Source organism: Falsiroseomonas stagni DSM 19981, assembly GCF_900114315.1.
GTDB classification, from domain to species: Bacteria; Pseudomonadota; Alphaproteobacteria; order Acetobacterales; family Acetobacteraceae; genus Falsiroseomonas; species Falsiroseomonas stagni.
The window spans coordinates 82,272-105,301 of sequence record NZ_FOSQ01000011.1; the positions used below are offsets into that span (position 1 = coordinate 82,272).

The following is a 23,030-nucleotide window of genomic DNA, read 5'->3' on the forward strand; positions in this document are numbered from 1 at the left end:
GCCTCAGGCGTCCCGCCCCCGCAGCGCGCGCAGCAGGCGCTTCGTCCCGTCCACCTGCTGCCGCAGCCAGCCGCCGGAGGCCAGGCTTTCGGGCGCCGTCGGATCGCCCGTGCTCGGATAGCGCCCACGGTCGAAATCCGCCGTCCCGAAGATCCAGTCCCAGACGGGCAGCAACACCGCGTAGTTCTTCCCCGTCGCGCCGGCGGACAGCAGCCCGTGATGCAGCCGGTGGAAGCGTGGCGAGACCAGCAGCCTTTCCCCCACCCGCCCGAAATCAAGCCGCACATTGGCGTGGGACAGGCTCTCCCCCAGCCGCAGCACCAGCAGGATGATGGGGAACTGGCCCGGCGGCACGCCGATCGCCACCGCGATCACGCCGAACCAGGCGGCGGCGATGACATCGTCGATCACGTGGTTCCGGTCATCCGTCCAGAAGGTCATCTGCTTCTGCGCGTGGTGCACGGAATGCAGCGCCCACCACCAGCCGAAGGTATGCTGGAAGCGGTGGCGCCAGTATTCGCCGAAATCCAGGATGACGATGTAGATCAGCAGCGCCAGCAGCGGATATTCGCGCAGCGTCGGGAAGGTGCTTTCCAGCGTCGGCGGCACCCAGCCGCTATCAGCGATCAGGCCCTCGATCCGCACCTGCACGGCGGCGAACAGCACGAAGGCCAGCAGCGGCAGGATGCCGAGCCGCGCCAGCAGCGTGTAGACGACGTCGGTCCAGACCGCGCTGCCATCCTCCCACCGCTCCACCGGCCGCCAGGCCTCCAGCGGCCGGCAGACCAGGTAGACCACGCCGATGCCGAGCAGCCCGAAGACGAAGAAATCCAGCCAGTGGAAGGCTTCCTCCGCCCAGTCCATCAGGCCGAGCGCATACATCGCGGGCTGCACCGCTTCCTCGAACAGCCAGCCCGTGAACAGGCCGTAGGTATCGGCCATCCAGTCGAACATCACGCTCTTCCCTCGGCCGGCAGCGCCTCGAAGCAGAGGCCGCGTGCCATCAGGCCGGTGATCAATTCTTCCAGGATGCCGGCGAAGGGTTCCCGCCGGCTGCGCACGCCCCAATGCATCACCAGCACCTCCCCCGGCTGCACCGCGGCCAGGTTGCGGCGCAGCAGGGCGGCGTTGGGGTGGGCGGCGCTGTCCAACTCATCGCCGAGGAAGCCGTTCCGCGTCCAGCCCTGGTGGCGCAGCCCGCAGGCGGCGGCCATGCGCACCGCATTGGGCGTGGTGATGCCGCCCGGCGCGCGCCACAGCGGCAGCACGCGGGCTTCCGGCGCGAAGCGACGCAGCGCCTCGATCGGCCGGGCGAGTTCGGCGCAGAGACCCTGCTGGTCCAGCACCTCCTGCCCCTCGTTCCGCCGGGACCGGAAGGTGGTGCGCCCCGGCCCGGGGTCGCCCGCGAAGTACCAGTGCCGCCAGGTATGGCTGGCGAAGGCATGGCCTTCCGCGACGCGGGCCCGCCAGAAGGGCGCCCAGGCATCGGACAGCGTGGTGTCGCCGCGGAAGGTCGGTTCGTTGGCGATGAACAGCGTGGTGGTCACGGCGTGGCGGCGGAGGATGGCGGCGATCGCCTCCGCCTCCCGGCTCCAGCCCGTATCGATGGTCAGGTAGACCGGCCCGCGGCAGCCCTGCGGCGCGCGCTGCGCCAGGGCCGGCGCGGCCAGCAGCAACCCGCCGCCCGCCAGGAATGCCCGTCGCGCGAAGGCGCGTTGCGACGCATCGGGCGTCACGGCGTGCGGCGCAGCGCCGCGGGGATGGCCGGCGCCGGCGGGATGCTGCCGGGCATGATGCCGGCGGGCGGCGGCGCCCCGGCATGGGGGCGGCGCGGCAGCGGCGCCGCCAGCGGACGGGTGCCGGAGGTCGCGCCCGCCATGCTCAGCGCGAAATCGCCGCCGATCCCGTCCCGCCGCGGCTTGAAGAAGATGCCATGCGGGGACCGGCCGACGCGCACCGTCTCCCAGGTCTCGCCCCGCGGATCGAGCACGGCGACCCGGCCGATCCAGCGCAGCGTCATCCAGACCCGGCCCTCGGGATCGAAGGTCAGGCAGTCCGGCCCGCCGGGGATCGCCCAGGTCCGGCGCACCGCCAGCGTCTCGGGATCGATTTCCGCCAGGCGGCTGTCCACGCGGCTGGTGGCGTAGAGGCTGCGGCCATCGGGCGAGGGGAAGATGGTGTGAGCGCCGCGGCCGAGCGTGAAGGCGTGCCGCACCTCCCGCGTCACCGGGTCGAGCGTCACGAAATGGTCGCTGCCCATGATGCCGATGATCAGCCTGCCGCGGTGCCAGATGATGCCCGCGGGCTCCGGCCCCACTTCCTGGGTCCAGAGATGGGTGCGCGTGCCCATGTCGAAGGCCGCGACCGCGCGGTCCCCCTGCATGGTCACGAAGACGGTGCGGCTGTCCGGGGTGAAGGCCACATGGCTCGGCTTGTCGCCCGGGCGGAAGCGATGGACCAGTTCGAGCGTCGCGGCGTCCAGGATATCCACCTGGTCACGCCGCAGGCTGGCGACCACCAGGTACTTCCCGTCCGGGCTGTATTCCAGGTGGTAGGGGTTGGAGATGCGGGCGCGGCGCAGGACCTCCCCCGTCTCCGGCTTCACGAAGAAGACCTCGTTCCCCCCGCTATCCGCGATGACGAGTTCGGACCCGTCCGGCGTCAGCACCAGGTGGTGCGGTTCGCGCAGCACGGGAATCCGCCGCACTTCCTGCCGCGTCACGGCATCGAGCACGGTGATCGAGGCCTCCCCGGAATTGAGGACATAGACCAGGTCGGCCCGCGCCGCCGGCGCCAGGGCCAGCAGGATCGGCAGAACCAGGGAAGGAAGGCGCCAGCGCAATGGAAGGGACTTTCGGGTGGCCGTGTACGCCCCCAAAATCGGGGCCGGCCACCCGAATGTCCAGCGGGCGTGAGGCTAAACTAAGGTCATTCCGCCGCGGGGTTTCCGGCCGGCACGAAGGCCAGGCTGACGCCGTTCATGCAGTAGCGTTCCCCGGTGGGCGGCGGCCCGTCCGGGAAGACATGGCCGAGATGCCCGCCGCAATTGGCGCAATGCACCTCCGTCCGCGTCATGAAAAAGCTGCGGTCGGTCGTGGTGGCGATGCCGCCGGGCAGTGGGCGGAAAAAGCTCGGCCAGCCCGTGCCCGATTCGAACTTGGTGCCGGCATCGAACAATTCATGCCCGCAGGCGGCGCAGGCGAAGATGCCGGGCCGCTTCTCCCCGTTCAGCGGGCTGGTGCCGGGCCGTTCCGTGCCATGGCCGCGCAGCACGCGGAACGCCTCCGGGGAGAGGATTTCCCGCCATTCGGCATCGGTCTTCTCCACCGGGAAGGACCCGGCCGGCTTGGTCTTGCCGAAGATGGACATGCTTCTTCTCCCTCAGAGCCTGTGAAAAAATCGAGCTTGAGCATTGATTCCCGTTGAAATCATTGGGATTTTTCCTCGGATTCCGGCGCTTTCGGGCATTAATTCACAAGCTCTCAGGCGGCCGCGGATTTCAGGCGGTCGGCGAAGGTCTTGCGGAACTTCGCGACCTTCGGCGCCACCACCACCCGGCAATAGCCGGACCAGGGGTTGCGCGCGAAGTAGTCCTGGTGCTCGGCCTCGCCGGGCCAGTAGTGCTGGAAGGGCACCACCTCCGTCACCACCGGGCCGGGATAGAGCTTCGCGGCCTCGATCTCCGCGATCACCGTGCGCGCCGTCGCCTCCTGCTCGGGCGAATGGAACAGGATGATGCTGCGGTATTGCGGGCCGACGTCGTTGCCCTGGCGGTCCTTGGTGGTGGGGTCGTGCAGGGTGAAGAACATCCGCAGCAGGTCGGCGTAGGAGATGACGGCCGGGTCGAAGACGACCTGCACCACCTCCGCATGGCCGGTCTTCTTGCCGCAGACTTCCTCGTATGTCGGGTTGGCGACATGGCCGCCCGAATAGCCGGAATGGACGCTGGCGACGCCGGTGAGGTGCCGCAGCGCCCCCTCGATGCACCAGAAGCAGCCGCCACCGAGCGTCGCGGTTTCCGTGGGCATGGTCTCTCTCCTCATGTTGCGGGCGGATGTGGGCACTTCGCCGCGCCATGTCAGGGGGTTCCGCTATGCGTCGCGCGGGGGCACCCTGCGCGGATGACCGAACCGTCCCTGTCCGATGCCGTCGCTTTCGCCGAGGCCCACGAATCCCCCTTTCCCCGCGATCTGCTCGCGCATCTGGAGGGCAGCCATTTCGACCCGCCGCCGCACAACGCCGTCATCGGCCCCGTCTTCCCCCGCGGCGCCCCCAACGGCCTGATCGAGCAGGGCGGCCGCCGCCTGGCCACCTGGGGCGATCCCCGCCAGGCGGACATGACCTTCAGCGTGGCGAAATCCTATCTCAGCCTGCTGGCCGGCATCGCCCATGGCGACGGCCTGCTGCCCGACCTGGATGAGCCGGTGCGCCGCCGCGTCCATGATGGCGGCTTCGAGAGCGACCAGAACGCGAACATCACCTGGCGGCATCTGCTGACCAATACCTCGGAATGGGAGGGCGAGCTGTTCGGCAAATCCGACCAGATCGACCGTGGCCGCGACCTGGCGCGGGAGGGTGCCGGGCCGAAGGGCATCGCGCGCCCCTTGCAGGCGCCGGGCAGCTACTGGGAATACAACGACGTCCGCGTGAACCGCCTGTCCCTGTGCCTGCTGCACCTGTTCCGCCGCCCACTCCCGGAGATTTTCGCGGAGCGCATCATGGACCCGATCGGCGGCAGCCGGGACTGGGTGTGGTACCCCTATGACAATGCCTGGGTGGAGATCGATGGCCGCCGCCTCCCCTCCGTCCCCGGCGGCACGCATTGGGGCGGCGGCATGCGGATCGGCGCCGAGGACCAGGCCCTGGTCGGCCGCCTGGTGCTGAATGACGGGGTCTGGGGTGGGCGCCGCATCCTGCCGGAGGGCTGGGTGAAGCAGTCGCTCGCCCCCTGCCCCCTCAACCCCAGCTACGGCTTCCTCTGGTGGCTGAACGGCGCGGGGCGCTGGCCCGGCGCGCCGGCGGACAGCGTCTTCGCCATGGGTGCCGGCGGCAACGTCACCTGGATGTGGCCCGGCGCCGATGTGGTCGCCGTGCTGCGCTGGGTGAACCCGGAGAAGGTGGGCGCTTTCTGCGCGATGGTGGCGAGGGCCCTGGCCCGCTGAGCGAACTCCCTCCCCCGCGCTTGCGGGGGCTTGCGGCAATGCCGCAAGGCCGAAGGCTGGTAGGGGTGGGGGATTTCGCGCCGACAGCCGGTGCGAACCGCTCCTAATCAGGCCTGATGCGCGTGATCTTGGTCCCTTCCAGGCTCAGCGTCGCCATCAGCCCCTGCTGCCCGAAGGTCACGGAATAGACGGACTGGCTCATGGTGGAGGAGGTCAGGCTCCCCGCCATGCCGGCATCCAGCGCGACCACGGAGGGTCCGGTCCCGATCTCCCACCCCTCCGTCCGGCGGAAGAAGCTGAAGGCGGCGTCCGTCATGAAGAACATCGCCAGCCCATAGGCCTGCGCGCCGATCTGCAGGCCGAAGCTGGCGCCCGCGAAATTGTAGTAGCCGAGATGGGACCAGGGCTCCGGCGCCGGAGTCTCCACCCGCGTCGGCGGCGGCACCGGCACGGGCGGCGCTAGTGGCGTGCCCGGCGGCTGCGGTCGCGGCAGCGGCGCGGGCACGCGTTCGACCCGCCCATGCGGCGTGCCGCCGGCATAGAGCACGCCATTGCCGTATTGCCCGCCGATCGCGAAGCCCGCCCGGATGATGCGCGGGAAGACCAGGATCGCCCGCGCATTCTCCGACAGCACCCGCGTCGCCTCCCCCTCCCGCATCCGCCGCAGCGCGGGGGCGGCCAGGTCATCGATCTCCCGCCGCGTCACCGCATGGGCAGGCAGCGGCGCGAAGGGCAGCGCGGCGAGGGGCAGGAGGTGACGGCGGCGGATGGGCACGGGCTGGTATCCTTGCGGCTGGCGTCCATTCTCGTGCCGAAGCTTGGCGGTGCCGTGGCGCGTTTCCTCACGAATCAGAGATAGTGTGGGGGCACCAGCCCCTTCGCCCGCGCCTCCCGCGCCAGCCCCTCCCGGTAATCCGGATGCGCCAGGCCGATGATTGCCTTCGCCCGCTCCGCCACCGACCGCCCCTTGAGGTTCGCGATCCCGTATTCCGTCACGACATACATCATGTCCGACCGCGGCGTGGTGACGACGTTCCCCGCCGTCAGTTCCAGCACGATGCGGCTCCGCCGCTCGCCCCGCTTCTCATAGGTCGAGGCCAGGCAGATGAAGGACTTCCCGCCCTTCGAGGCATAGGCCCCGCGGACGAACTGCAACTGTCCGCCGGTGCCGCTGATGTGCCGGTGGCCATCGCTTTCGGAACTGGCCTGGCCCTGGAGGTCGATCTGCGTGGTGTTGTTGATGGCGATCGCCCGCGGGTTGCGCGCGATCACATCCGGCATGTTGGTGAAGTCCACGGGATGGCAGATGAATTCAGCATTGTCCGTGATGGTGTCGTAGAGCTTCTTCGTCCCCAGCGCGAAGCTGTAGGCGATGCGGCCGGGGTCCGTGACCTTCCGCGCGCCTGTCACCAGCCCCGCGCGATACAGATCCACCAGGCCATCGTTCAGCATCTCGCTATGGATGCCGAGGTTGCGCACATTCGCTTCCAGCAGCAGCGAACACACGGCATTGGGCATGCCCCCGATGCCGATCTGGAGGCAGGCGCCATCCTCCACTTCCTGCGCGATCAGCCGCGCCACGGCGCGGTCCACATCGGTGGGCGTCGTGCTCGGCAGTTCCGGCGTCGGCGTCGCATCGCCCTCGATCAGGTAGTCCACCTCCGTCGCATGCACCCGCACGTCGCTGCCATGCACGCGGGGCAGGCTCGGCGTGATCTCCAGCACGATGATCCTCGCGCGCTCCATCACCGCGCAATGCCACAGGCTGGTCGGGCCGAGGTTGTAGAACCCATCGGCATCCGGCGGCGTCGCCTTGATGACGGCGATGTCCACCCGGTCGATGAACCGCCGGTAGTAGTCCGGGATTTCCCCCAGATTGCAGGGGATGTAGTGCGTCCGCCCCGCATCATGCTGGCGGCGGTCATAGCCGGAGAAATGCCAGTTGAAGATGGTGAAGACCCGGCCCTCGGGATCGGCCTCCAGCACCGCGCGCGGGCGCATCGACAGGCAGTTGCGGATGGTGATGTCGCGGAGTTCGCCGACGCGCTGCGCCAGCGCCCGGTCGAAGGCATCGGGCTGGCTGAAGGTGATGCCGTAATCCAGCACGTCGCCGGGCTTCACCAGCAGGGCGGCATCCTCGGCGGTGATCATCCGGGCGCCGCCCGGGTTGCGCGATTGCGGCATCGTGGTCCTCCTGATGCCGAAACTACGCCGTGCCTTCGCGTCACGCCAAGGGCGGCGGGGTCTCCCCCGCCGCCCCGCGCGCCTCAGTCCTTGAAGGGGTCGAACTCCCCCTCCCCGGCCATGGCCACCGCGAAGGGCCGCAGGCGATGGCGCACCACCACCGTGCCCTCGTGATGCGCCAGCACCTCGGGCAGGCGGCGATAGGCCATCGGGCTTTCGTCCAGCTCCCCGCCGGAGAGCAGCACGCCGCGATCCTTCAACCAGGTTTCCATCTGCGCCTGGGTGAAGCGCCGCTTCGCCTCCTTCCGGCCGAAAAGCCGCCCCGCGCCGTGGATGGTGGAATAGAGCGCGCGGCGCGATGCCTCGCTCTCCACCCCCTCCACGATCACGGCGTCATCGCCCATGGACCCGCCGACGAAGCCCCGCTGGCCCGGGAAGGCCGGCGTCGCGCCCTTCCGCACCACCCAGAGCGACCGGCCGCCATGCTCCTCCCGCCAGGCGTAGTTGTGGTGGTTGTGGACGCTGTCCGTGACCGCGCCGCCGATGATCCGGCGCACGCGTTCCACCACCCATTCCCGCCCGGCATAGGCATAGCGCCCGGCCAGCTCCATCGCGGCGAGGTAGCGGACGCCAAGCTCCCCATCCTCCGCCACCACGGTCGGCGGCACATGGATGCCATCCTTCCCGCCGGCGAGCTTGAGGTAATGCGTCGCGCTGGTATGGCCGAGGCCGCGGCTGCCGAAATGCACCCCGATCCAGACGAAGCCCTCCTCGTCCCGCATCAGGTCCACATAATGGTTGCCGCCGCCCACGGTGCCGAGCTGCGCGGCCGCCTTCTGGCGATAGTCGCGCATGCCCGATGCCTCCCACGCCGCGTCATCGTCCAGCAGGGCGTGCTCCACCCGCTCCCCATTCGCGCGGCCGACGCCGAAGCTGATGGCGCCGCGGATGTCGGACAGGATCTGCGGCACGCGCTGCTCGATCGCCGCGAAGGGCGTGTCGAGCCGCACGGCCATGTTGCCGCAGCCGATGTCGAAGCCGACGCCGGAGATGCTGACCTGCCCTTCATAGGCGATCACGCCGCCCACGGGCTGCGCGTAGCCGAGATGCCCATCCGCGCAGAGCACGCCCGCCACCGCATGGCCAACACGCAGGCAGTTGCGCATCTGTCCGATGGTCGCCTCCTCATGATCCCCGAAGATCGACAGCGGAGAATCGCGGAAGCGCGCCGGCTGCTCGGCGATGTTCAGCGCGGCTTCGGCGATGCGCGCCTGGTTCAGGCGCGCGCGCGCGGCGTCGCGGAACAGCGTCCAGGCCGGCATGGTCTTGCCGGGCTTCAGCGGGTTCTCCACGCGGGCTTCGGGGTCCTGCCCGGCTTCGAGAGCCAGGGCGCGGGCGCGTTCCTCCAACGGATCGGGACGGCGGGTCACGTTACTCATTCCTTCGAGGTGATCGCAGGCCAGACCGTTCCGGCCTGCTGCTGCCGCACCAGCGGTGCGGGGCGCGCGCTCTACACGCGATGCGTCGCCCGATGCAACGAAAATCCGCGCCTGCATTCACAGCGCCGCGGAACCGCCCTAGCCTTGTCGTAACCACCACAGGGAAACGCCATGCCCCGCTTCATCGTGCTGCCCGGCGACGGCATCGGGCCGGAGATCACGGACGCCACCCTCCATGTGCTCCGCGCCGCCGATGCGCGCTTCGGCCTAGGCCTGACCTACGACTTCCACGAGATCGGCCTGAAGACGCTGGCGAGCCAGGGCACCACGCTGCCCGCTTCCGTCATGGAGGCCGCGAAGACCTGCGATGGCGTGATCCTCGGCCCCATCAGCCATCTCGACTACCCCACGAAGGACAAGGGTGGCGTCAACGTCTCCGCCGCCTTCCGTGTCGGCATGGACCTCTACGCCAATGTCCGCCCCGCGCGCACGCGCCCGGGCCTCGGCCGCGGCCACCAGCCGCTGGACCTCGTCATCATGCGGGAGGCGACGGAAGGCTTCTACCCCGACCGCAACATGTTCCAGGGCAGCGGCGAATTCATGCCGACGCCGGATGTCGCGATCTCCATGCGCAAGCTGACGCGCCACGCCTGCATCCGCATCGCGGAACGCGCCTTCGAACTGGCCCGCATCCGCCGCCGCAAGGTGACCGCGGTGCACAAGGCCAATACCTTCATCGTGACGGACGGCTTCTGGCTGCGCTGCGTGCGGGAGGTCGCGGCGCGCTTCCCTGATGTGGTGCTGGACGAGATCATCGTCGATGCCTGCGCCGCCATCCTGGTGCGCGACCCCCAGCGCTTCGACGTGCTGGTGGCCACCAACTTCCACGCCGACATCCTCTCCGACCTCGCCTCCGAATTGTCGGGGGGCCTCGGCCTCGCGGGTTCCACCAACGAGAATGAGGTCCTCTGTTGCGCCCAGGCCCAGCATGGCAGCGCGCCGGACATCGCCGGGCAGGACAAGGCCAACCCCGTCTCCCTGATCCTCTCCGCCGCGATGCTCCTCGAATGGCATGAGAAGCGGCGCGGCAACGCGGCCGCCGGCGCCGCCGCGCGCGCGATCAACGATGCGGTGGATGCGCTGCTGGCGGACCCCGCCACGCGCACGGTGGACCTCGGCGGCCCGATGGGCACGCGGGCCTTCGGCCAGGCGCTGGCCGCCAGGCTGGAGGGCTGAGATGCGGCGCCGCGCCCTCCTCGCTTTGCCCGCGCTGCTCCTCACGCGCTGCACCGGCGCGGCGAATGGCGGCACGCCCTTCACCTTCGCCAACGGCATCGGCACGCGCGCCGGCGGGCCGAACCTGGCCTTCTACGCCCAGGCCGATGGCGGCTTCACCCGCGCCACCGCCCGCAACTGGGTGCAGCCTGCGACCGTGGTGGATGGCCTGTCGCGCAACGACGACATCTTCCCCGCCACCCCGATCCCCGCCGGCACGCCCGCGCCCTGGCGCCGCGCCGCATCGGAGCCCGCCATCGGCTATGAAGGCGCCGCCGTGCTGGGCGGCGGGCGCTACGACATCGACGGCTACCTCGACCGCAATCCCGCCACCGGCCTGCTGATCGCGAAGGGCGACACGATCCTGGTGGAGCGCTACCAGTATGCCCGCACACCCTCGCATCGCTTCGCCAGCTTCTCCATGGCCAAGACGGTGACGGCGCTGCTGGTCGGCATCGCGCAGGCGGAAGGCGCGATCGGCAGCCTGGATGCGCCGGCCTCCGCCCATGTGCCGGGCCTGGCGGGCACCGAATACGGCGCGACGCCGCTCCGCCACCTGCTGACCATGTCGTCGGGCGTGCAGTTCCGGGAGGAGTATGACGGCAACGACGACAACGCGATCCTCGGCCGCAACACGCTGTTCCGCGCCAGCGCCGGCGGCCCCGCCGCGCTCGCCCCCTTCAACACCCGCATCGCCGCGCCCGGCGCGCGCTTCTACTACGCCTCCTCCGAGACCTATGTGCTGGCCCTCGTCCTCCGCGCCGCCCTCGGAAGGGCGCTATCCGCCGTGCTGGCGGAGCGCGTCTGGGCGCCGATGGGCGCGGAGGCGACTGCGAGCTGGCTGACCGACGCCGCCGGCACGGAGCTCGGCTACATGGGGGTGAATGCCGTGCTGCGGGACTATGCGCGGCTCGGCCTGCTGATGGCCCGCGGCGGCGCCACGCCATCCGGCCGCCAGGCGGTGCCGGAGGCCTGGGTCGCCGCCATGACCCGCGCCCATGTGGCGCAGGCCACGCGCTTCTACGGCTATGGCTACCAGACCTGGATCTTCCCGGACCGCGAGAGCTTCGCCCTCCAGGGCGTGCGCGGCCAAGTGATCTTCGTGCATCCCCGCAGCCAGTTGGTCATGGCGCATACCGCGGTGCGACCCTCATCGCGCGACCAGGGCGGCGCGGATGCGGTGGCGTTGTGGAACGGGGTGCGGCGGGCGGTGGGGTGAGAATGCGATGAGTCCAGGCGGCATCGCCAAGCTGGACTACGCCGTCATCCCTTGCAGCCGCATGGAGCAGACGCGCGCCTTCTATACCGACATCATGGGTTTAGAGGTGGCGGAGGACCGGCAGGACTGGGTGAGCTTCCGCCTCGGCTCCACGCTGCTCACGCTGAGGCCGCGCGGCGCCTGGTCCGTCTGTGACGATGGCCCCCTGCCCCGCGGAACGGCGGCGGTGCAATTGGCCTTCCGCGTGCCGCTCGATGCCATCGACGCCTGGCACATGACGTTGGTCGAACGCGGCGTGCCGATCCTGCGTCCACCGACGGACCTGCCGCATTGGCGCCACCGCACGCTGTTCCTGCGCGATCCCGAGGACAACATCATCGAACTCTACGCGGAGTACTGAGGCGCCGGTCATCGCCGCTTGCCCAGTGGACGGGTCAGCACCTGGCGACCATCGCCAAGGAAGCCCTGCCGCGCATAGAAGGCGTGCAGCCCGTGCCGCGCTTCCCCGTCCCGCGTCACCACGACGGAGAGCGACGAACAGCCAAGCCCGGCACAGCGGCGCTCCGCGGCATCGAGGAGCGCCTGCGCGACGCCGCGCCGCCGGCTCTCCGGCGCGACATAGAGATCACCGATCTCGCCCAGCCGGCCCCATTCGACATAGAGCGCGGTGGTGACGGTGACGACGCCAACGGGCGCCGCGTCGAGAGTCGCGAGACCGATCCAGTGATGCTGATCGGCGGCAATCAGCGCGGCATTCTGCCGCACCCGATCGGGCGGCGTGGCGAAGCCTTCTTCGCGGAAGAAGCGCACGAGCAAGGCCACCGCCGCGTCCAGCGTTGCCGGCGTCACACTTGCGACGTGAAGGCCGGAATTGGCTTCCTCCCTCACGCGGCCCGCCTTCCAAACCGCCCCCGCCACGCCGTCGGGCTCGTTCCCGTCCTGGCCCGGAAATGCAGCCGCAGCGTCGCCGCCGTGCCGAAGCCAGCCTGCATCGCCACATCCTCCATCGGCAGGTCGCTCGTCTCCAGCAATTCCTGCGCGCGCGCCACGCGTTCCGCCAGCAGCCAGGCGCCGGGCGCCATCCCCGTCGCCTCCACGAAGCGGCGATGCAGGCTGCGGAGGCTCAGCGCGCCTTCCGCCGCCATCCGCTCCAGCGGCCAGTCCTGCCCGATCGTCGCGCGCATCGCATCCAGCAGCGGCGCCAGCCTTGTGCCAGGGCGCGGCGGCACCGGGCGGGGGATGAACTGCGCCTGCCCGCCCTCCCGCTGCGGTGGCACCACAAGCCGCCGCGCCACGCTGTTCGCGGCCTCCGCGCCGAAATCGCGGCGCACGAGATGCAGGCACAGGTCGAGCCCCGCCGCGCTGCCCGCCGCCGTCAGCACCTGGCCGCCATCGACATAGAGCACCGCGGGATCGACGCGCAGCGCCGGAAACCGCGCCGCCAGCGCTTCCGCGTAGCGCCAATGGGTGGTGCAGCGCTGGCCATCCAGCAGCCCCGCCGCGGCCAGCACGACGATCCCCGAACACAGCGACATCACCCGCGCGCCGGCCGCATGCGCCCCGCGCAGCGCGTCGCAGACCGCGTCGGGCACCGGCGCCTCGATCCCCCGCCAGCCCGGCACCACCACGGTCCCCGCCTGCGCCAGCAGGTCGAGCCCCGCCTCCGCCGTCACGGTCACGCCGCCCGCCGCCCGCAGCGGCCCGGCGCGCTCCCCCGCCACGGTGAAGCGGTACCAGCCCGGCCCCATCTCCGGCCGGTCCAGGCCGAAGACCTCCACCGCCAGGCCGAATTCGAAGGTGCAGAGCCCGTCATAGGCCAGCGCGACGACGAGCCTGTTGTGCAGACCACTTGGCATGATCCTGACGATACATGGCATCCAGGCCAGTCGTCACCCGGACCGTGCAGCGCCACCCTGCCGCCGCCAACCCCGGAGGCCCCGATGCCCAACCCCGTCACCGAAACCCCCGCCGCCCCCAGCGCGGAGGCAGCCCGCCACTTCGCCGCCAAGCTGGGCTTCGAGACCGATTGCGACGATGTCCACACCGCGATGAAGGCCGCCGATCCCGGCTTCGTCCTGCTCGATGTCCGCGGCCCCAACGCCTTCGCCCGCGGCCATGTTCCCGGCGCGCTGAACCTGCCGCGGCGGGAGATGACGGCCGAACGGATGCAAGCCTGGCCCGCCGACACCCTCTTCGTCGTCTATTGCGCCGGCCCGCACTGCAACGGCGCGGACAAGGCGGCGGCGGCGCTGGCCGCGCTCGGCCGGCCGGTGAAGATGATGATCGGCGGCTGGACGGGCTGGCTGGATGAGGGGTTCGCGGCCGCGCGCTGACCGCTGGCGCGCGGCGTCCCGAAAGGTTATGCGCGGCCCCAACAACCCACGGAGGCCGTCCATGCTGCGCCGCGCGCTGCTCGCCACCCCCCTGCTGCTGCCCGCCATCGCGCAGGCGCAGGACAATTGGCCGAACCGCCCCATCACCCTGGTCGTCCCCTGGGCGCCGGGCGGGTCCAACGACGTCACCGCGCGGCTCGTCGCGCCGATGCTGGCGGAACGGCTCGGCCAGTCCGTGGTGGTGGAAAACCGCGCCGGCGGCGGCGGCTCCATCGGCATGGGCCAGGTCGTGCGCGCGCGGCCGGATGGCTACACGCTGCTGATCTCCTCCGCCTCCAACCACGTCTTCCACCCCCTCGTCTCCCCGGACCTGGGCTATGATGTGCGGCAGGTGCTGACCGGCATCGCCATGATGGTGGATGTGCCGAACGTGCTGGCGGTGAACCCCGCCACCGGCATCACCACGGTCGCCGAACTGCTCGCGCGCATCCGTGCGACGCCCGGCGGCCTGTCCTTCGGCTCCTCCGGCACCGCCTCCTCCAACCACCTGGCGGGGGAGCTGTTCAGGATGCTCAACAACGTCGAGATGGTCCATGTGCCCTATCGCGGAGGCGGGCCCGTCGCGACCGACCTCATCGCCGGCACCATCCCCATGGCCTTCATGAATCTGCCGACCGTGATCGGCCCGGCGCAGTCCGGGCGCCTTCGCATCATCGGCGTCGGCACCAGCGAAAGGGTGCGCTTCCGCCCGGACATCCCGACCATCGCGGAACAGGGCGTGCCGGGCTATGCGGTGCGGAGCTGGACCGGCCTGTTCGGCCCGCGCGGCCTGCCGCGCCCCATCGTGGACCGCCTGGCGGAGGAGATGCGCCGCATCCTCGACGCCGATGCCATGAAGCAGCGCCTGGTGGATCTGGCCAGCGAGCCGATCTGGATGGATCCCGCCCGCACCGATGCCTTCGTGCGGGAGGAATTCGACCGCTGGGGCCCCGTCGTCCGCGCCGCCAAGGTGACGGCCGACTGAACCCGGTGCAGGCTGGCGCATCCGCATCGGAGAGCGCCAGCCTTGCCCCGCATCGTGACCATGGCCGCCGCGCAGCTCGGCCCCATTCCCCGCAGCGAAACCCGCGCGCAGGTCGTCGAACGCCTGCTGGTGCTGATGCGCGACGCCGCCGCGCGCGGCGCCGACATCATCGTCTATCCCGAAGCCGCGCTGACCGCCTTCTTCCCGCATTGGTGGATCGAGGATGAGGCGGAGCTCGATTCATGGTTCGAGACGGCGATGCCGTCCAACGAGACCGCGCCCCTCTTCGCCGAGGCGAAGCGCCTGAAGATCGGCTTCCACCTCGGCTACTGCGAACTCGCGCACGAACAGGGCCGCAAGCGCCGCTTCAACACGGCGATCCTGGTCGACAAATCCGGCGCCATCATCGGCAAGTATCGAAAAATCCACCTGCCCGGGCATGCCGGGCACGAACCCTGGCGCCCCTTCCAGAACCTGGAGAAGCGCTATTTCGAGATCGGCGACCTCGGCTGGCGCGCCTGGCGCACCATGGGCGGCGTGATGGGCCTGATGATCTGCAACGACCGCCGCTGGCCCGAAGCCTGGCGCGTGCTCGGCCTGCAAGGGACGGAGATGGTGATGCTGGGCTACAACACGCCCCAGCACGACCCCGCCATGCCGCAGACGGACCCGCTGCAGGATTTCCACAACCACCTCTCCATGCAGGCGGGCTGCTACGCCAACGGCACCTGGGCGGTCTGCGTGGCCAAGGCCGGCGTGGAGGAAGGCATCATGCAGATCGGCGGGTCCTGCATCATCGCCCCCTCCGGCCAGATCGTCGCGCAGGCGCTGGGCCGGGGGGATGAGCTGGTGATGGCGGCCTGCGACCTCGATGCCTGCACGCCCTACAAGGAAACGATGTTCAACTTCGCCCGCCACCGGCGACCCGAACATTATGGGATGATCGTCGAAAGAACGGGTTCCTTGCCGCCAGACTGAAAATCATCCTGTTCGGCGTGCCCGGTTTTGTGGCACTCCTGCCGTCGCGGTGGACGTTCCGCCGCCGGTGCATGCCGACTCAAGGAAACCTCCCCCAATGACAGATGCAACGGACTTCGTTGAGCTTGCGCGGATATGGCGCGGGCCGGCGGTTGAAAGCGTGCACAGCGGCGCGGTTGTCGTCACCAACATCGACGGCCGCCTGGTCGGCTGCTGGGGCGATGCCGGGACCGTCACCTTCCCGCGCTCCTCGCTCAAGCCCTTCCAGGCCATCGGCCTGATCGAAAGCGGCGCGGCGGATGCGCTGGGTCTCAGCGACGAACACATCGCCATGGCCTGCGCCTCCCACGGCGCGGAACCCTTCCAGGTGGCGCTGGTCGAGGATTGGCTGGGCCGCCTCGGGCTGGATGAATCCGCCCTCGTCTGCGATCCGGCGCTGCCGCGCGCGCAGGGCGACATCGTCGCCGCCTGCCAGGCCGGCGGCCCCCGCCGCATCTTCCACAACTGCTCCGGCAAGCATTGCGGCTTCCTGTCGGTGGCCAGGCAGCTCGGCGCCGGGCTGGACTACGCCAACCCCGCCAACCCCGCGCAGCTTCTCTACATGGACGTGCTGAGCGAATATCTCGGCCGGGACGCCCGCAAGCTGCCGATGGGCTACGACCATTGCGGCCTGCCCGCCGCCGCCGTGCCGATGCGGGACATGGCGACCGCCATGGCGCGCCTGGCCGTCGGCTGGTCCGCCAACAGCGCCCGCCGCGCCGCCGCCAAGCGCGTGGTCCGCGCCATGACGAACCACCCCGACCACCTCTCCGGCATGGATGCCGCCACCTCCCGCCTCGTCCGCGCCGCCAAGGGCAAGGTCGTGCTGAAGGGCGGGGCGGAGGGCTACCTGCTCGCCGCCGCGCCGGAACGCGGCCTCGGCTTCGCGATCAAGGTCGCGGACGGCGGCAGCCGCGTGAAGTGGGGCGTCCTGGCCCGCATGCTCGGCCATTTCGGCGTGATGCCGGAAGCGGAGGCCGAGGCGCTGATCCAGCTGGTGGAACCGCCGGTTCCCAACAGCAACGGCGCCGGCGGCAACCGCACGGAAATCGTTCTGGAAACCCCCGTGCCGACCACCCCCACCGAAGCCAGCCTGGCCTTCTGGATGGGCGGCGTGAAGGAAGCGCTCTTCCCGTAAGGGACAGGGCGCGAGGCCCGCACCCCCCCGGCCGTCCCCGTTGGGGAGCGAGGGCCGGACGGCGGGGGCGCGGGCCGTGTCGCGCTGGTGGCTCGCCAGGGGGCGTTGCCCCCCGGCACCCCCCACCAGAGGCCAGCGGGCCTCTGGACTCCAAGTTGATGGGAATAGGGGAGAGGGGCTTGCGCCACCGCTGAACAGGCGGGCGTTCCGGCCCCTCTCCCCTATTCCCATGAAGGGGGTTCAAAGGGGCCGCTGCCCCTTTGCGGGGAGCGCGAGGGGCAGCGCCCCTCGCCGGGCTACCCCATCGCCGGCAGCGCACGCCCCGCCGCCAGCCTCAGAATCCGGTGCGGGCGTTCGACGCCGATCAGGCGGTGTACGATCAGGATCACGCTGCGGCCCTGGGTGGCTTCGCCCAGTGTTTCCAGGAAGGCGCGTTCGGTTTCCGCGTCGAGTCCCGCGGCCGGTTCGTCCAGGATCAGCACGGGCGCGTCGGTGAGCAACGCGCGGGCAAGCGCCAGGCGCCGCGCCTGCCCGCCGGAGAAGCGGGCACCAGCTTCCCCGCAGCGCGTGGCGAGTCCCTCGGGCAGGCCGCGCACCATCTCCCCGATCCCGGCGCGGTCCAGCGCCTGCCAGAGGTCCGCTTCCGGCGCGTCCGGGCGGGCGAGGCGGAGGTTGTCCTCGATGCTGTCGTCGAACAGCCGCGCATCCTGCGTCAGGCAGGCGATGCGGGACCGGACACTGTCGGCGGATAGCGTCGCGATATCCACGCCCCCCAGCGTGATCCGCCCGCCCTGCGGCGCGGCGAGCTTCAGCAGGAGCGAGGTCAGGGTCGACTTGCCGATGCCGGAGGGCCCGAGCAGCGCCACCCGCGCGCCTTCCGGCACATCGAGGTCGAGGCCGTCGAAGACCGGCGGCCGGTCCGGCGCCCAGGCGAAGGACAGGCCCTCCACCTTGATGGCATGGCCCTTGGGGAGGGCGGCGGGTGACGTGGGTTCGGCGACGGGCGCCGCCTGGTCCGCGGCCTCGAACAGCCGTCGCGCGCTGGCGCCGGCCGCGGCCAGGGCGGCGCCGGCGCGGGGCAGCAGGCCGAAGGCTTCCGCCGCGGCGGTGGCGAGGAACAGGCCCAGCACCGCCGCCGCCACGCCCGTATCCCCCGCCGCCAGGCCATAGGCCAGCGCGCCGAGCATCGCGGCCTGGGTCAGCAGCATCCCCGCAGCCCCGCCATAGGCCGCGCGGCGGGACAGGGCGCGCTGCGCCGCGGCCAGGGCCGTGCCTTCCTGGTGGGCGCGGGCCGCGGCGCGCCCTTCGGCGCCGGCGGCCAGCGTATCCTCGATGCCGGTCAGGGGATCGACCACGGCGGCGCGCAGCGATCCCTGCGCCACCGCCACCCGTTCCCCGGCCGCGGCCGCGCCGGGCGCCAGCAGCGGCGGCAGCAGCAAGGCGAGGGCGAGTGGCACGCAGACCAGCGCCGCCAGCGGCAGCGACACCGCCCCCAGCACCACGGTGATGGCCAGCACCGCCGCCAGCGCCGCCACGCCCGGCACGATGGCGCCGAGATAGACGCGGTCCAGCGCATCGATGTCGGAGACCAGCCGCCCCAGCAGATCCCCGGCCCGCCGGAAGCCGAGCCCCGCCGGCAGGCGTTCCGCCAGGCGCCGGAAGAACCACACCCGCGTATCCGCCAGCGCCCGGAAGGTCGCGGCATGGGTGACGAGGCGTTCGAGATAGCGGAACACCGGCCGCAGGATCACCACGGGCCGCAGCCAGAAGAAGGCCGCCGCGCTGCCGGCGAAGATCGCGGCGGGCGTCACGCCTTCCGCCACGCCGCGCCCCGCCAGCGCCAGCAGCGCCAGCCCCGCCAGCGACGCCGCGCAGGCCATGGACAGCCCAGCCACCAGCCACCAGCCGCGGCTGCGCCACAGCCCGAGCACCCGCAACAGATCGGCGTTCATTCGCCCGCCATCCTCGTGCCCACGGCGCGCCCGGCCTCGATCTCCAGCACCCGTCCCAGCGTGCGCTGCGCGACGCGGGAATGGGTGGCGATGATGGCGGTGCGCCCGGCACACAGGCGCCGGATGCTGTCCAGCACCTCGGCCTCCGTCCCCGGGTCCAGATGCGCCGTCGGTTCATCCAGCAGCACCAGCGGCGTGTCGCGCAGGAAGGCGCGGGCGACGGCCACGCGCTGCGCCTGCCCGCCGGAGAGGCCGAAGCCGCCCTCCCCCACCATCGTATCCAGCCCCTGCGTCAGGCCGCGGGCGAAATCCATCACCCGCGCCGCCTCCGCCGCCGCCTCCACCTCCGCCGGCGTGGCATCGGGGCGGGCCAAGGCGATGTTCTCCCGCAGCGTGCCGCGGAACAGATGCGCGCGCTGGCCGACATAGGCGCAGAGCCGCCGCAATTCGGCGGGGGCGAGCAGCGTCGCATCCTGCCCGTTGAAGGCGATGCGCCCGGAATCCGGCCGCCGGAAGCCCATCAGCAGCCGCAGGACGGAGGATTTGCCCGCGCCCGACGGCCCGGCCAGCACCAGCGTCTCCCCGGGCATCACGCGGAAACTGAGCCCGTCCAGCGCCGGCGGGCGGGCGGGGTCGTAGGTCAGCTTCACATCCTGGAAGGTGACGACCAGCTTGTTCGGCACTTCCTCCAGCCGGTAGCCGGGCGACGCGCCATCGTCTTCCAGCAGCGGCGCCAGTTCGGCGGCGGCACCGCGCGCCGCCAGGCGTTCGTGATAGGCCTGGGAGAAGGCGCGCAAAGGCGCGAAGAAGGCCGGCACCAGCAGCAGGCAGAAGATCGCCCCGGCGGGGTCCGGATGCGTCAGGCCGAGCACCGCCCCGTGCCGGATCGCCAGGCACGCGATCGCCGCCGCGGCCAGCGCCTCCAGCGACGCGGAGGACAGGAACGCCACCCGCAGCACCCGCATGGTCCGCCCGCGGAGTTCATCCGCTGCGACGCGCAGCGAAGTCGCCTCCGCCTCCTGCTGCCGGAACAGCACCAGCGTCGGCAGCCCGCGCATCCGGTCGAGGAAGCGGCCCGAAAGCCGGTCCAGCGCGGAGAACTGCTTCCGGCTGGCCTGCGCCGCGCCGATGCCCGTGACCGCCATCGCGACCGGCACCAGGAGCCCCGCCACCAGCAGGATCGCGCCCGATGTCGCATCGACGGAAAAGGCGGCGGCCGCCACCAGCGCCGGCCCCGCCATGGCGAGCATCGCCGCCGGCAGCCAGCGCGTGAGAAAACCTTCCAGCGCCTCGATCCGGTCCACCACCAGGGCGGCGCGTTCGCCGACCGGGCGCTGGTCCTCCGCCCCCGTCGCCAGCAGCCGCGCGAAGGCCTGGTTGCGCAGGCGGGTCTTGGCAGCTTCCCCCGCCGCGATCAGGGCGCGTTCCTGGGCGATGCCGATCGCGGCCGAGAGCAGCGCCAGCGCGCCGGCCGCCGCCAGTTCGGCCCAGCCCGCATCGCCGATTCCCAGTAGCCGCGCGATCAGCAGCGCGATCAGCCAGGCCTGGCCGATCCCCACCGCGACCTGGCCGATGCCCAGCACCAGCGGCACCGCGAGATGCGACCGCGCCGCGCGCGCTTCCCGCCGCAGCAGCGCCCCGGCCGCCCCCTCACCCTGTCTGACCCGTCCCATTGTCGCGGACCATAGGCCAGTCGCGGGAAACGGTCATCCCACCCGCGCCCGCGTTTTCTCGGGGTTGCCGGTTCCGGCGAAATGACCCACCTCCGCGGCGACCGATCGCCGGAGTGCCCGATGCTGCCCCCCCCGCCGCTGCCGACGCATGGACGCTACGACTATGCCGCCTGGCGCGGCCGCACCCCCTATGCCTGGCCGAATGGCGGGAAGCTGGCGGTCTATCTCGGCGTCAACCTGGAGCATTTCGCCTTCGGGGAGGGCCTGGGCGCCGAACTGGCCCCCGGCGGCCCGCAGCCGGACGTGCTCAACTTCGCCTGGCGGGACTACGGCAACCGCGTCGGCGCCTGGCGGCTGCTGGAAACGCTGGATGAACTGAACCTGCCCGCCACCCTGCTGCTGAACAGCGCGATGTATGACTACGCGCCGGATCTGGTCGCCGCCCACCGCGCCCGGGGCGATGAGATGGCGGGCCATGGCCGCACCAATTCCGAACGCCAGTCGGTGCTGCCGGAAGCCGAGGAAGCGCGCCTCATCGCCGACTCGACAGCCGCCATCCTGGCCGCCGAGGGCACGGCCCCGCGCGGCTGGCTCAGCCCCTGGATCGCGGAGAGCCGCACGACGCCGGACCTGCTGGCCGAGGCCGGCTATCGCTACACCATGAACTGGTGCGCCGATGACGCGCCGGTCTGGATGCGGACGCGCGGCGCCCCCCTGCTGGCCATGCCCTACCCGCAGGAGGTGAACGACATCCCCGCCATCGTCGGCCGCAAGGATGGCGGCGACGCCTTCGCGGCCATGATCCTCGACGACTTCCATGAGCGCCTGCGCCAGGTGCGGGACGGCCTCCCCCAGGTGATGGGCATCGCGCTGCACCCCTACATCATCGGCCAGCCCCACCGGATGCGGCACCTGCGGCGGGCCCTTTCCGAAATTGCGCAGCACCGCGACCAGGTCTGGATCACCACCGCCGGCGCCATTTTCGATCATGTGGCCAATCTGCCGCCCGGGATCGTTCCCGGCGATCCGCGCGTTGAGGAATGAAACCGTGGGAGTCCCGCCCGTGATCCGCCGCCTGCTGCTCGCCCTGCCCCTGCTGCTCGCCGCCTGCGCGACACCGCCGGCGGAGCCGCCCCCCGCGACGGTCGCGCAGGTGGACCTGGCCCGCTACGCCGGCACCTGGCACGAGATCGCCCGCTTCCCCAACCGCTTCCAGGATGGCGGCGGCCGCGCCTGCACCAACACCACCGCGACCTACACGGCGCGGCCGGACGGCACGATCGGCGTGGTCAATCGCTGCCGCGATGCGCGCGGCGAGGAAGTCGCCGCGACGGCCAGCGCCTATGCCGTGGACGCCAGCGGCAACGCGAAGCTGCGGGTGACCTTCTTCTGGCCCTTCTACGGCGACTACTGGGTGATCGGGCTGGACCCGGACTACCGCTGGGCCGTGGTGGGCGCGCCGGGGCGGAATTTCCTGTGGGTGCTGTCGCGGACGGCGGCGATGATCGAGGCGGATTACACGGCGGCGGTTGAGGTGGCGCGGGGACAGGGATTTGAGGTGGAGAGGTTGAGGCGCGAATAGCGCCGCCCCCTCACCCCGCCACCCCGTCCCGCCCCCGCGGCGACGGCAGCGCGCCGTCCAGCAGCGCATCGGCCATGGCGCGCACGGAGTCATGCCGCCCGCAGACCAGGCGTTCCCCGATGTTCCGCCGCAGCCGGTCCACCCGCCGCCGGATCGGCGCGCCGGACAGCAGGTAGCGCAGCGGGCTGCCGGTGGTCGCGACCTGCACGGCCAGCCGTTCCGCCAGCGCGGCATCGGCGCCGAGCGGCGGCGAATCGTCCTCATGGCGGCGGCGCAGCACCATGGACGTGCCCTCCCGCTCCGCCGCCGTCAGCGTGGCGAAGCCCGCCTGCCAGGCGACCAGCGCCAGGGTCTGCGGCGTGAAGTTCCAGATATGCGCGCCGTGAAAGGTATTCGCCGCCTGCTTGCGCACGCCCAGCAGGTTCGGCACCTCGATGAACAGCAGCCCGCCCGGCGCCAGCCATCCCTCGATCCGCGCCAGCGCATCCCAGGGATCGGCCAGGTGTTCCAGCACATGGTTCAGCGTGACGAGGTCGAGGCTCCCGGGCGCGACCGCCGCCTCCTCCATCCCGCCGGTCTGCACCGCCACGCCATAGGTCCGGCGCGCGAAATCGCCATAGCCGAGATTGGGTTCGATCCCCCGCGCCTCGAAGCCCGCGCGCTCCATGACATAGGTGAACTCGCCGGAGGATGCGCCCACATCCAGCACCCGCGCCCCCGGCTTCAGCAGCGGCGCCAGCCGGCCCGCCCGCGCGATGGCGCCGCGCAGCGCCCGCAGCGCGTGCTTGCGCTTCGGCTCCCATCCCCCCTTGTAGGCGACGCGGTAGCGCGTGGCGTAGAAGGCGGCGACGGCGGCGGGATCGGGCAGCGGATGGTGGCTGACCAGGCCGCAGCCCCGGCAGACCACCGTGGTCAGGGGCTCCAGCCCCCGCCCGCGCGTCGCCAGCACCTGGCGTTCCGTGCCGCCGCACAGCCGGCAGGGGCTTGCCGGGATGCGCGCGCCGATCTTCATGGATGGGTAAGACATGCGCG

General features: G+C 71.3%; 23 protein-coding genes. 10 read left to right on the forward strand and 13 right to left on the reverse strand.

Annotated features, from left to right (window positions below; all coding sequences use genetic code 11):
* Window positions 1–3 precede the first annotated feature (3 nt).
* From BM041_RS22580 to msrA, 5 genes are all read right to left on the reverse strand, one after another.
* Window positions 4–954 (reverse strand): sterol desaturase family protein, encoded by a 951-nt coding sequence (locus BM041_RS22580; protein ID WP_092962169.1) that lies wholly within the window; start codon window positions 952–954, stop codon window positions 4–6.
* Window positions 954–1,736, reverse strand: a complete 783-nt coding sequence (locus tag BM041_RS22585) for a polysaccharide deacetylase family protein (RefSeq protein ID WP_092962170.1) — start codon at window positions 1,734–1,736, stop codon at window positions 954–956. The genes BM041_RS22580 and BM041_RS22585 overlap by 1 nt, the downstream gene beginning before the upstream one ends.
* Window positions 1,733–2,842: a YncE family protein gene (locus BM041_RS22590; RefSeq protein WP_245762227.1), complete on the reverse strand. Its 1,110-nt coding sequence runs from the start codon at window positions 2,840–2,842 to the stop codon at window positions 1,733–1,735. Before BM041_RS22590 ends, BM041_RS22585 begins: the two co-directional genes overlap by 4 nt.
* Window positions 2,843–2,928: 86 nt before the next feature.
* Entirely contained in the window at window positions 2,929–3,369 is a 441-nt protein-coding gene (gene msrB / locus BM041_RS22595; protein WP_092962171.1) for a peptide-methionine (R)-S-oxide reductase MsrB, read from the reverse strand.
* 113 nt (window positions 3,370–3,482) lie between these two features.
* Complete coding sequence (gene msrA / locus BM041_RS22600; protein ID WP_092962172.1) at window positions 3,483–4,028, reverse strand: peptide-methionine (S)-S-oxide reductase MsrA; 546 nt, start codon at window positions 4,026–4,028, stop codon at window positions 3,483–3,485.
* 93 nt (window positions 4,029–4,121) lie between these two features.
* Between msrA and BM041_RS22605 the strand changes: the two genes are divergently transcribed.
* Entirely contained in the window at window positions 4,122–5,162 is a 1,041-nt protein-coding gene (locus BM041_RS22605) for a serine hydrolase domain-containing protein (protein ID WP_092962173.1), read from the forward strand.
* Between the two features lie 103 nt (window positions 5,163–5,265).
* On the opposite strand, the gene BM041_RS22610 is transcribed toward BM041_RS22605, so the two are convergent.
* The 3 genes from BM041_RS22610 to BM041_RS22620 form a co-directional block, all read right to left on the reverse strand.
* A complete protein-coding gene (locus BM041_RS22610; RefSeq protein WP_092962174.1) occupies window positions 5,266–5,937 on the reverse strand; it encodes a lipid-binding SYLF domain-containing protein in 672 nt (223 codons plus the stop codon).
* A gap of 74 nt (window positions 5,938–6,011) precedes the next feature.
* Complete coding sequence (locus BM041_RS22615) at window positions 6,012–7,346, reverse strand: acetyl-CoA hydrolase/transferase family protein (protein WP_092962175.1); 1,335 nt, start codon at window positions 7,344–7,346, stop codon at window positions 6,012–6,014.
* 83 nt (window positions 7,347–7,429) lie between these two features.
* Window positions 7,430–8,776 carry an RtcB family protein gene (locus tag BM041_RS22620; protein ID WP_217648812.1) on the reverse strand — a complete coding sequence of 449 codons (1,347 nt, stop codon included), beginning with the start codon at window positions 8,774–8,776 and terminating at the stop codon, window positions 7,430–7,432.
* A 180-nt stretch (window positions 8,777–8,956) separates the two neighbouring features.
* Between BM041_RS22620 and BM041_RS22625 the strand changes: the two genes are divergently transcribed.
* From BM041_RS22625 to BM041_RS22635, 3 genes are read left to right on the forward strand one after another with little or no spacing between them, the layout of a single operon-like run.
* Window positions 8,957–10,021: an isocitrate/isopropylmalate dehydrogenase family protein gene (locus BM041_RS22625; protein ID WP_092962177.1), complete on the forward strand. Its 1,065-nt coding sequence runs from the start codon at window positions 8,957–8,959 to the stop codon at window positions 10,019–10,021.
* A 1-nt stretch (window position 10,022) separates the two neighbouring features.
* Window positions 10,023–11,279: a serine hydrolase domain-containing protein gene (locus BM041_RS22630; protein ID WP_139226147.1), complete on the forward strand. Its 1,257-nt coding sequence runs from the start codon at window positions 10,023–10,025 to the stop codon at window positions 11,277–11,279.
* 7 nt (window positions 11,280–11,286) lie between these two features.
* Entirely contained in the window at window positions 11,287–11,679 is a 393-nt protein-coding gene (locus BM041_RS22635) for a VOC family protein (protein WP_175534098.1), read from the forward strand.
* 8 nt (window positions 11,680–11,687) lie between these two features.
* On the opposite strand, the gene BM041_RS22640 is transcribed toward BM041_RS22635, so the two are convergent.
* Entirely contained in the window at window positions 11,688–12,167 is a 480-nt protein-coding gene (locus BM041_RS22640) for a GNAT family N-acetyltransferase (RefSeq protein ID WP_175534099.1), read from the reverse strand.
* Complete coding sequence (ftrA, locus tag BM041_RS22645) at window positions 12,164–13,135, reverse strand: transcriptional regulator FtrA (protein WP_217648813.1); 972 nt, start codon at window positions 13,133–13,135, stop codon at window positions 12,164–12,166. The genes BM041_RS22640 and ftrA overlap by 4 nt, the downstream gene beginning before the upstream one ends.
* Window positions 13,136–13,219: 84 nt before the next feature.
* On the opposite strand from ftrA, the gene BM041_RS22650 reads away from it, so the two are divergent.
* From BM041_RS22650 to BM041_RS22665, 4 genes are all read left to right on the forward strand, one after another.
* A complete protein-coding gene (locus BM041_RS22650; RefSeq protein WP_092962182.1) occupies window positions 13,220–13,612 on the forward strand; it encodes a rhodanese-like domain-containing protein in 393 nt (130 codons plus the stop codon).
* A gap of 61 nt (window positions 13,613–13,673) precedes the next feature.
* Window positions 13,674–14,636, forward strand: a complete 963-nt coding sequence (locus BM041_RS22655; RefSeq protein WP_175534100.1) for a Bug family tripartite tricarboxylate transporter substrate binding protein — start codon at window positions 13,674–13,676, stop codon at window positions 14,634–14,636.
* A 42-nt stretch (window positions 14,637–14,678) separates the two neighbouring features.
* Window positions 14,679–15,614, forward strand: a complete 936-nt coding sequence (locus tag BM041_RS22660) for an N-carbamoyl-D-amino-acid hydrolase (protein ID WP_092962184.1) — start codon at window positions 14,679–14,681, stop codon at window positions 15,612–15,614.
* A gap of 97 nt (window positions 15,615–15,711) precedes the next feature.
* A complete protein-coding gene (locus BM041_RS22665; RefSeq protein WP_092962185.1) occupies window positions 15,712–16,791 on the forward strand; it encodes an asparaginase in 1,080 nt (359 codons plus the stop codon).
* Window positions 16,792–17,087: 296 nt separating this feature from the next.
* On the opposite strand, the gene cydC is transcribed toward BM041_RS22665, so the two are convergent.
* Window positions 17,088–18,743, reverse strand: a complete 1,656-nt coding sequence (cydC, locus tag BM041_RS22670) for a thiol reductant ABC exporter subunit CydC (protein ID WP_092962186.1) — start codon at window positions 18,741–18,743, stop codon at window positions 17,088–17,090.
* The gene (cydD, locus tag BM041_RS22675; RefSeq protein ID WP_092962187.1) at window positions 18,740–20,416 is read right to left on the reverse strand and encodes a thiol reductant ABC exporter subunit CydD; all 1,677 of its coding nucleotides are present in this window, start codon (window positions 20,414–20,416) and stop codon (window positions 18,740–18,742) included. The genes cydC and cydD overlap by 4 nt, the downstream gene beginning before the upstream one ends.
* Window positions 20,417–20,536: 120 nt before the next feature.
* Between cydD and BM041_RS22680 the strand changes: the two genes are divergently transcribed.
* Both BM041_RS22680 and BM041_RS22685 read left to right on the forward strand, forming a co-directional pair.
* Window positions 20,537–21,460 (forward strand): polysaccharide deacetylase family protein, encoded by a 924-nt coding sequence (locus tag BM041_RS22680; RefSeq protein ID WP_092962188.1) that lies wholly within the window; start codon window positions 20,537–20,539, stop codon window positions 21,458–21,460.
* Window positions 21,461–21,464: 4 nt separating this feature from the next.
* Window positions 21,465–21,998 (forward strand): lipocalin family protein, encoded by a 534-nt coding sequence (locus tag BM041_RS22685; protein WP_217648814.1) that lies wholly within the window; start codon window positions 21,465–21,467, stop codon window positions 21,996–21,998.
* A 10-nt stretch (window positions 21,999–22,008) separates the two neighbouring features.
* Here BM041_RS22685 and BM041_RS22690 read toward each other — a convergent pair whose 3' ends face one another.
* A complete protein-coding gene (locus BM041_RS22690; RefSeq protein WP_217648815.1) occupies window positions 22,009–23,010 on the reverse strand; it encodes a class I SAM-dependent methyltransferase in 1,002 nt (333 codons plus the stop codon).
* Between the last annotated feature and the right edge of the window lie 20 nt (window positions 23,011–23,030).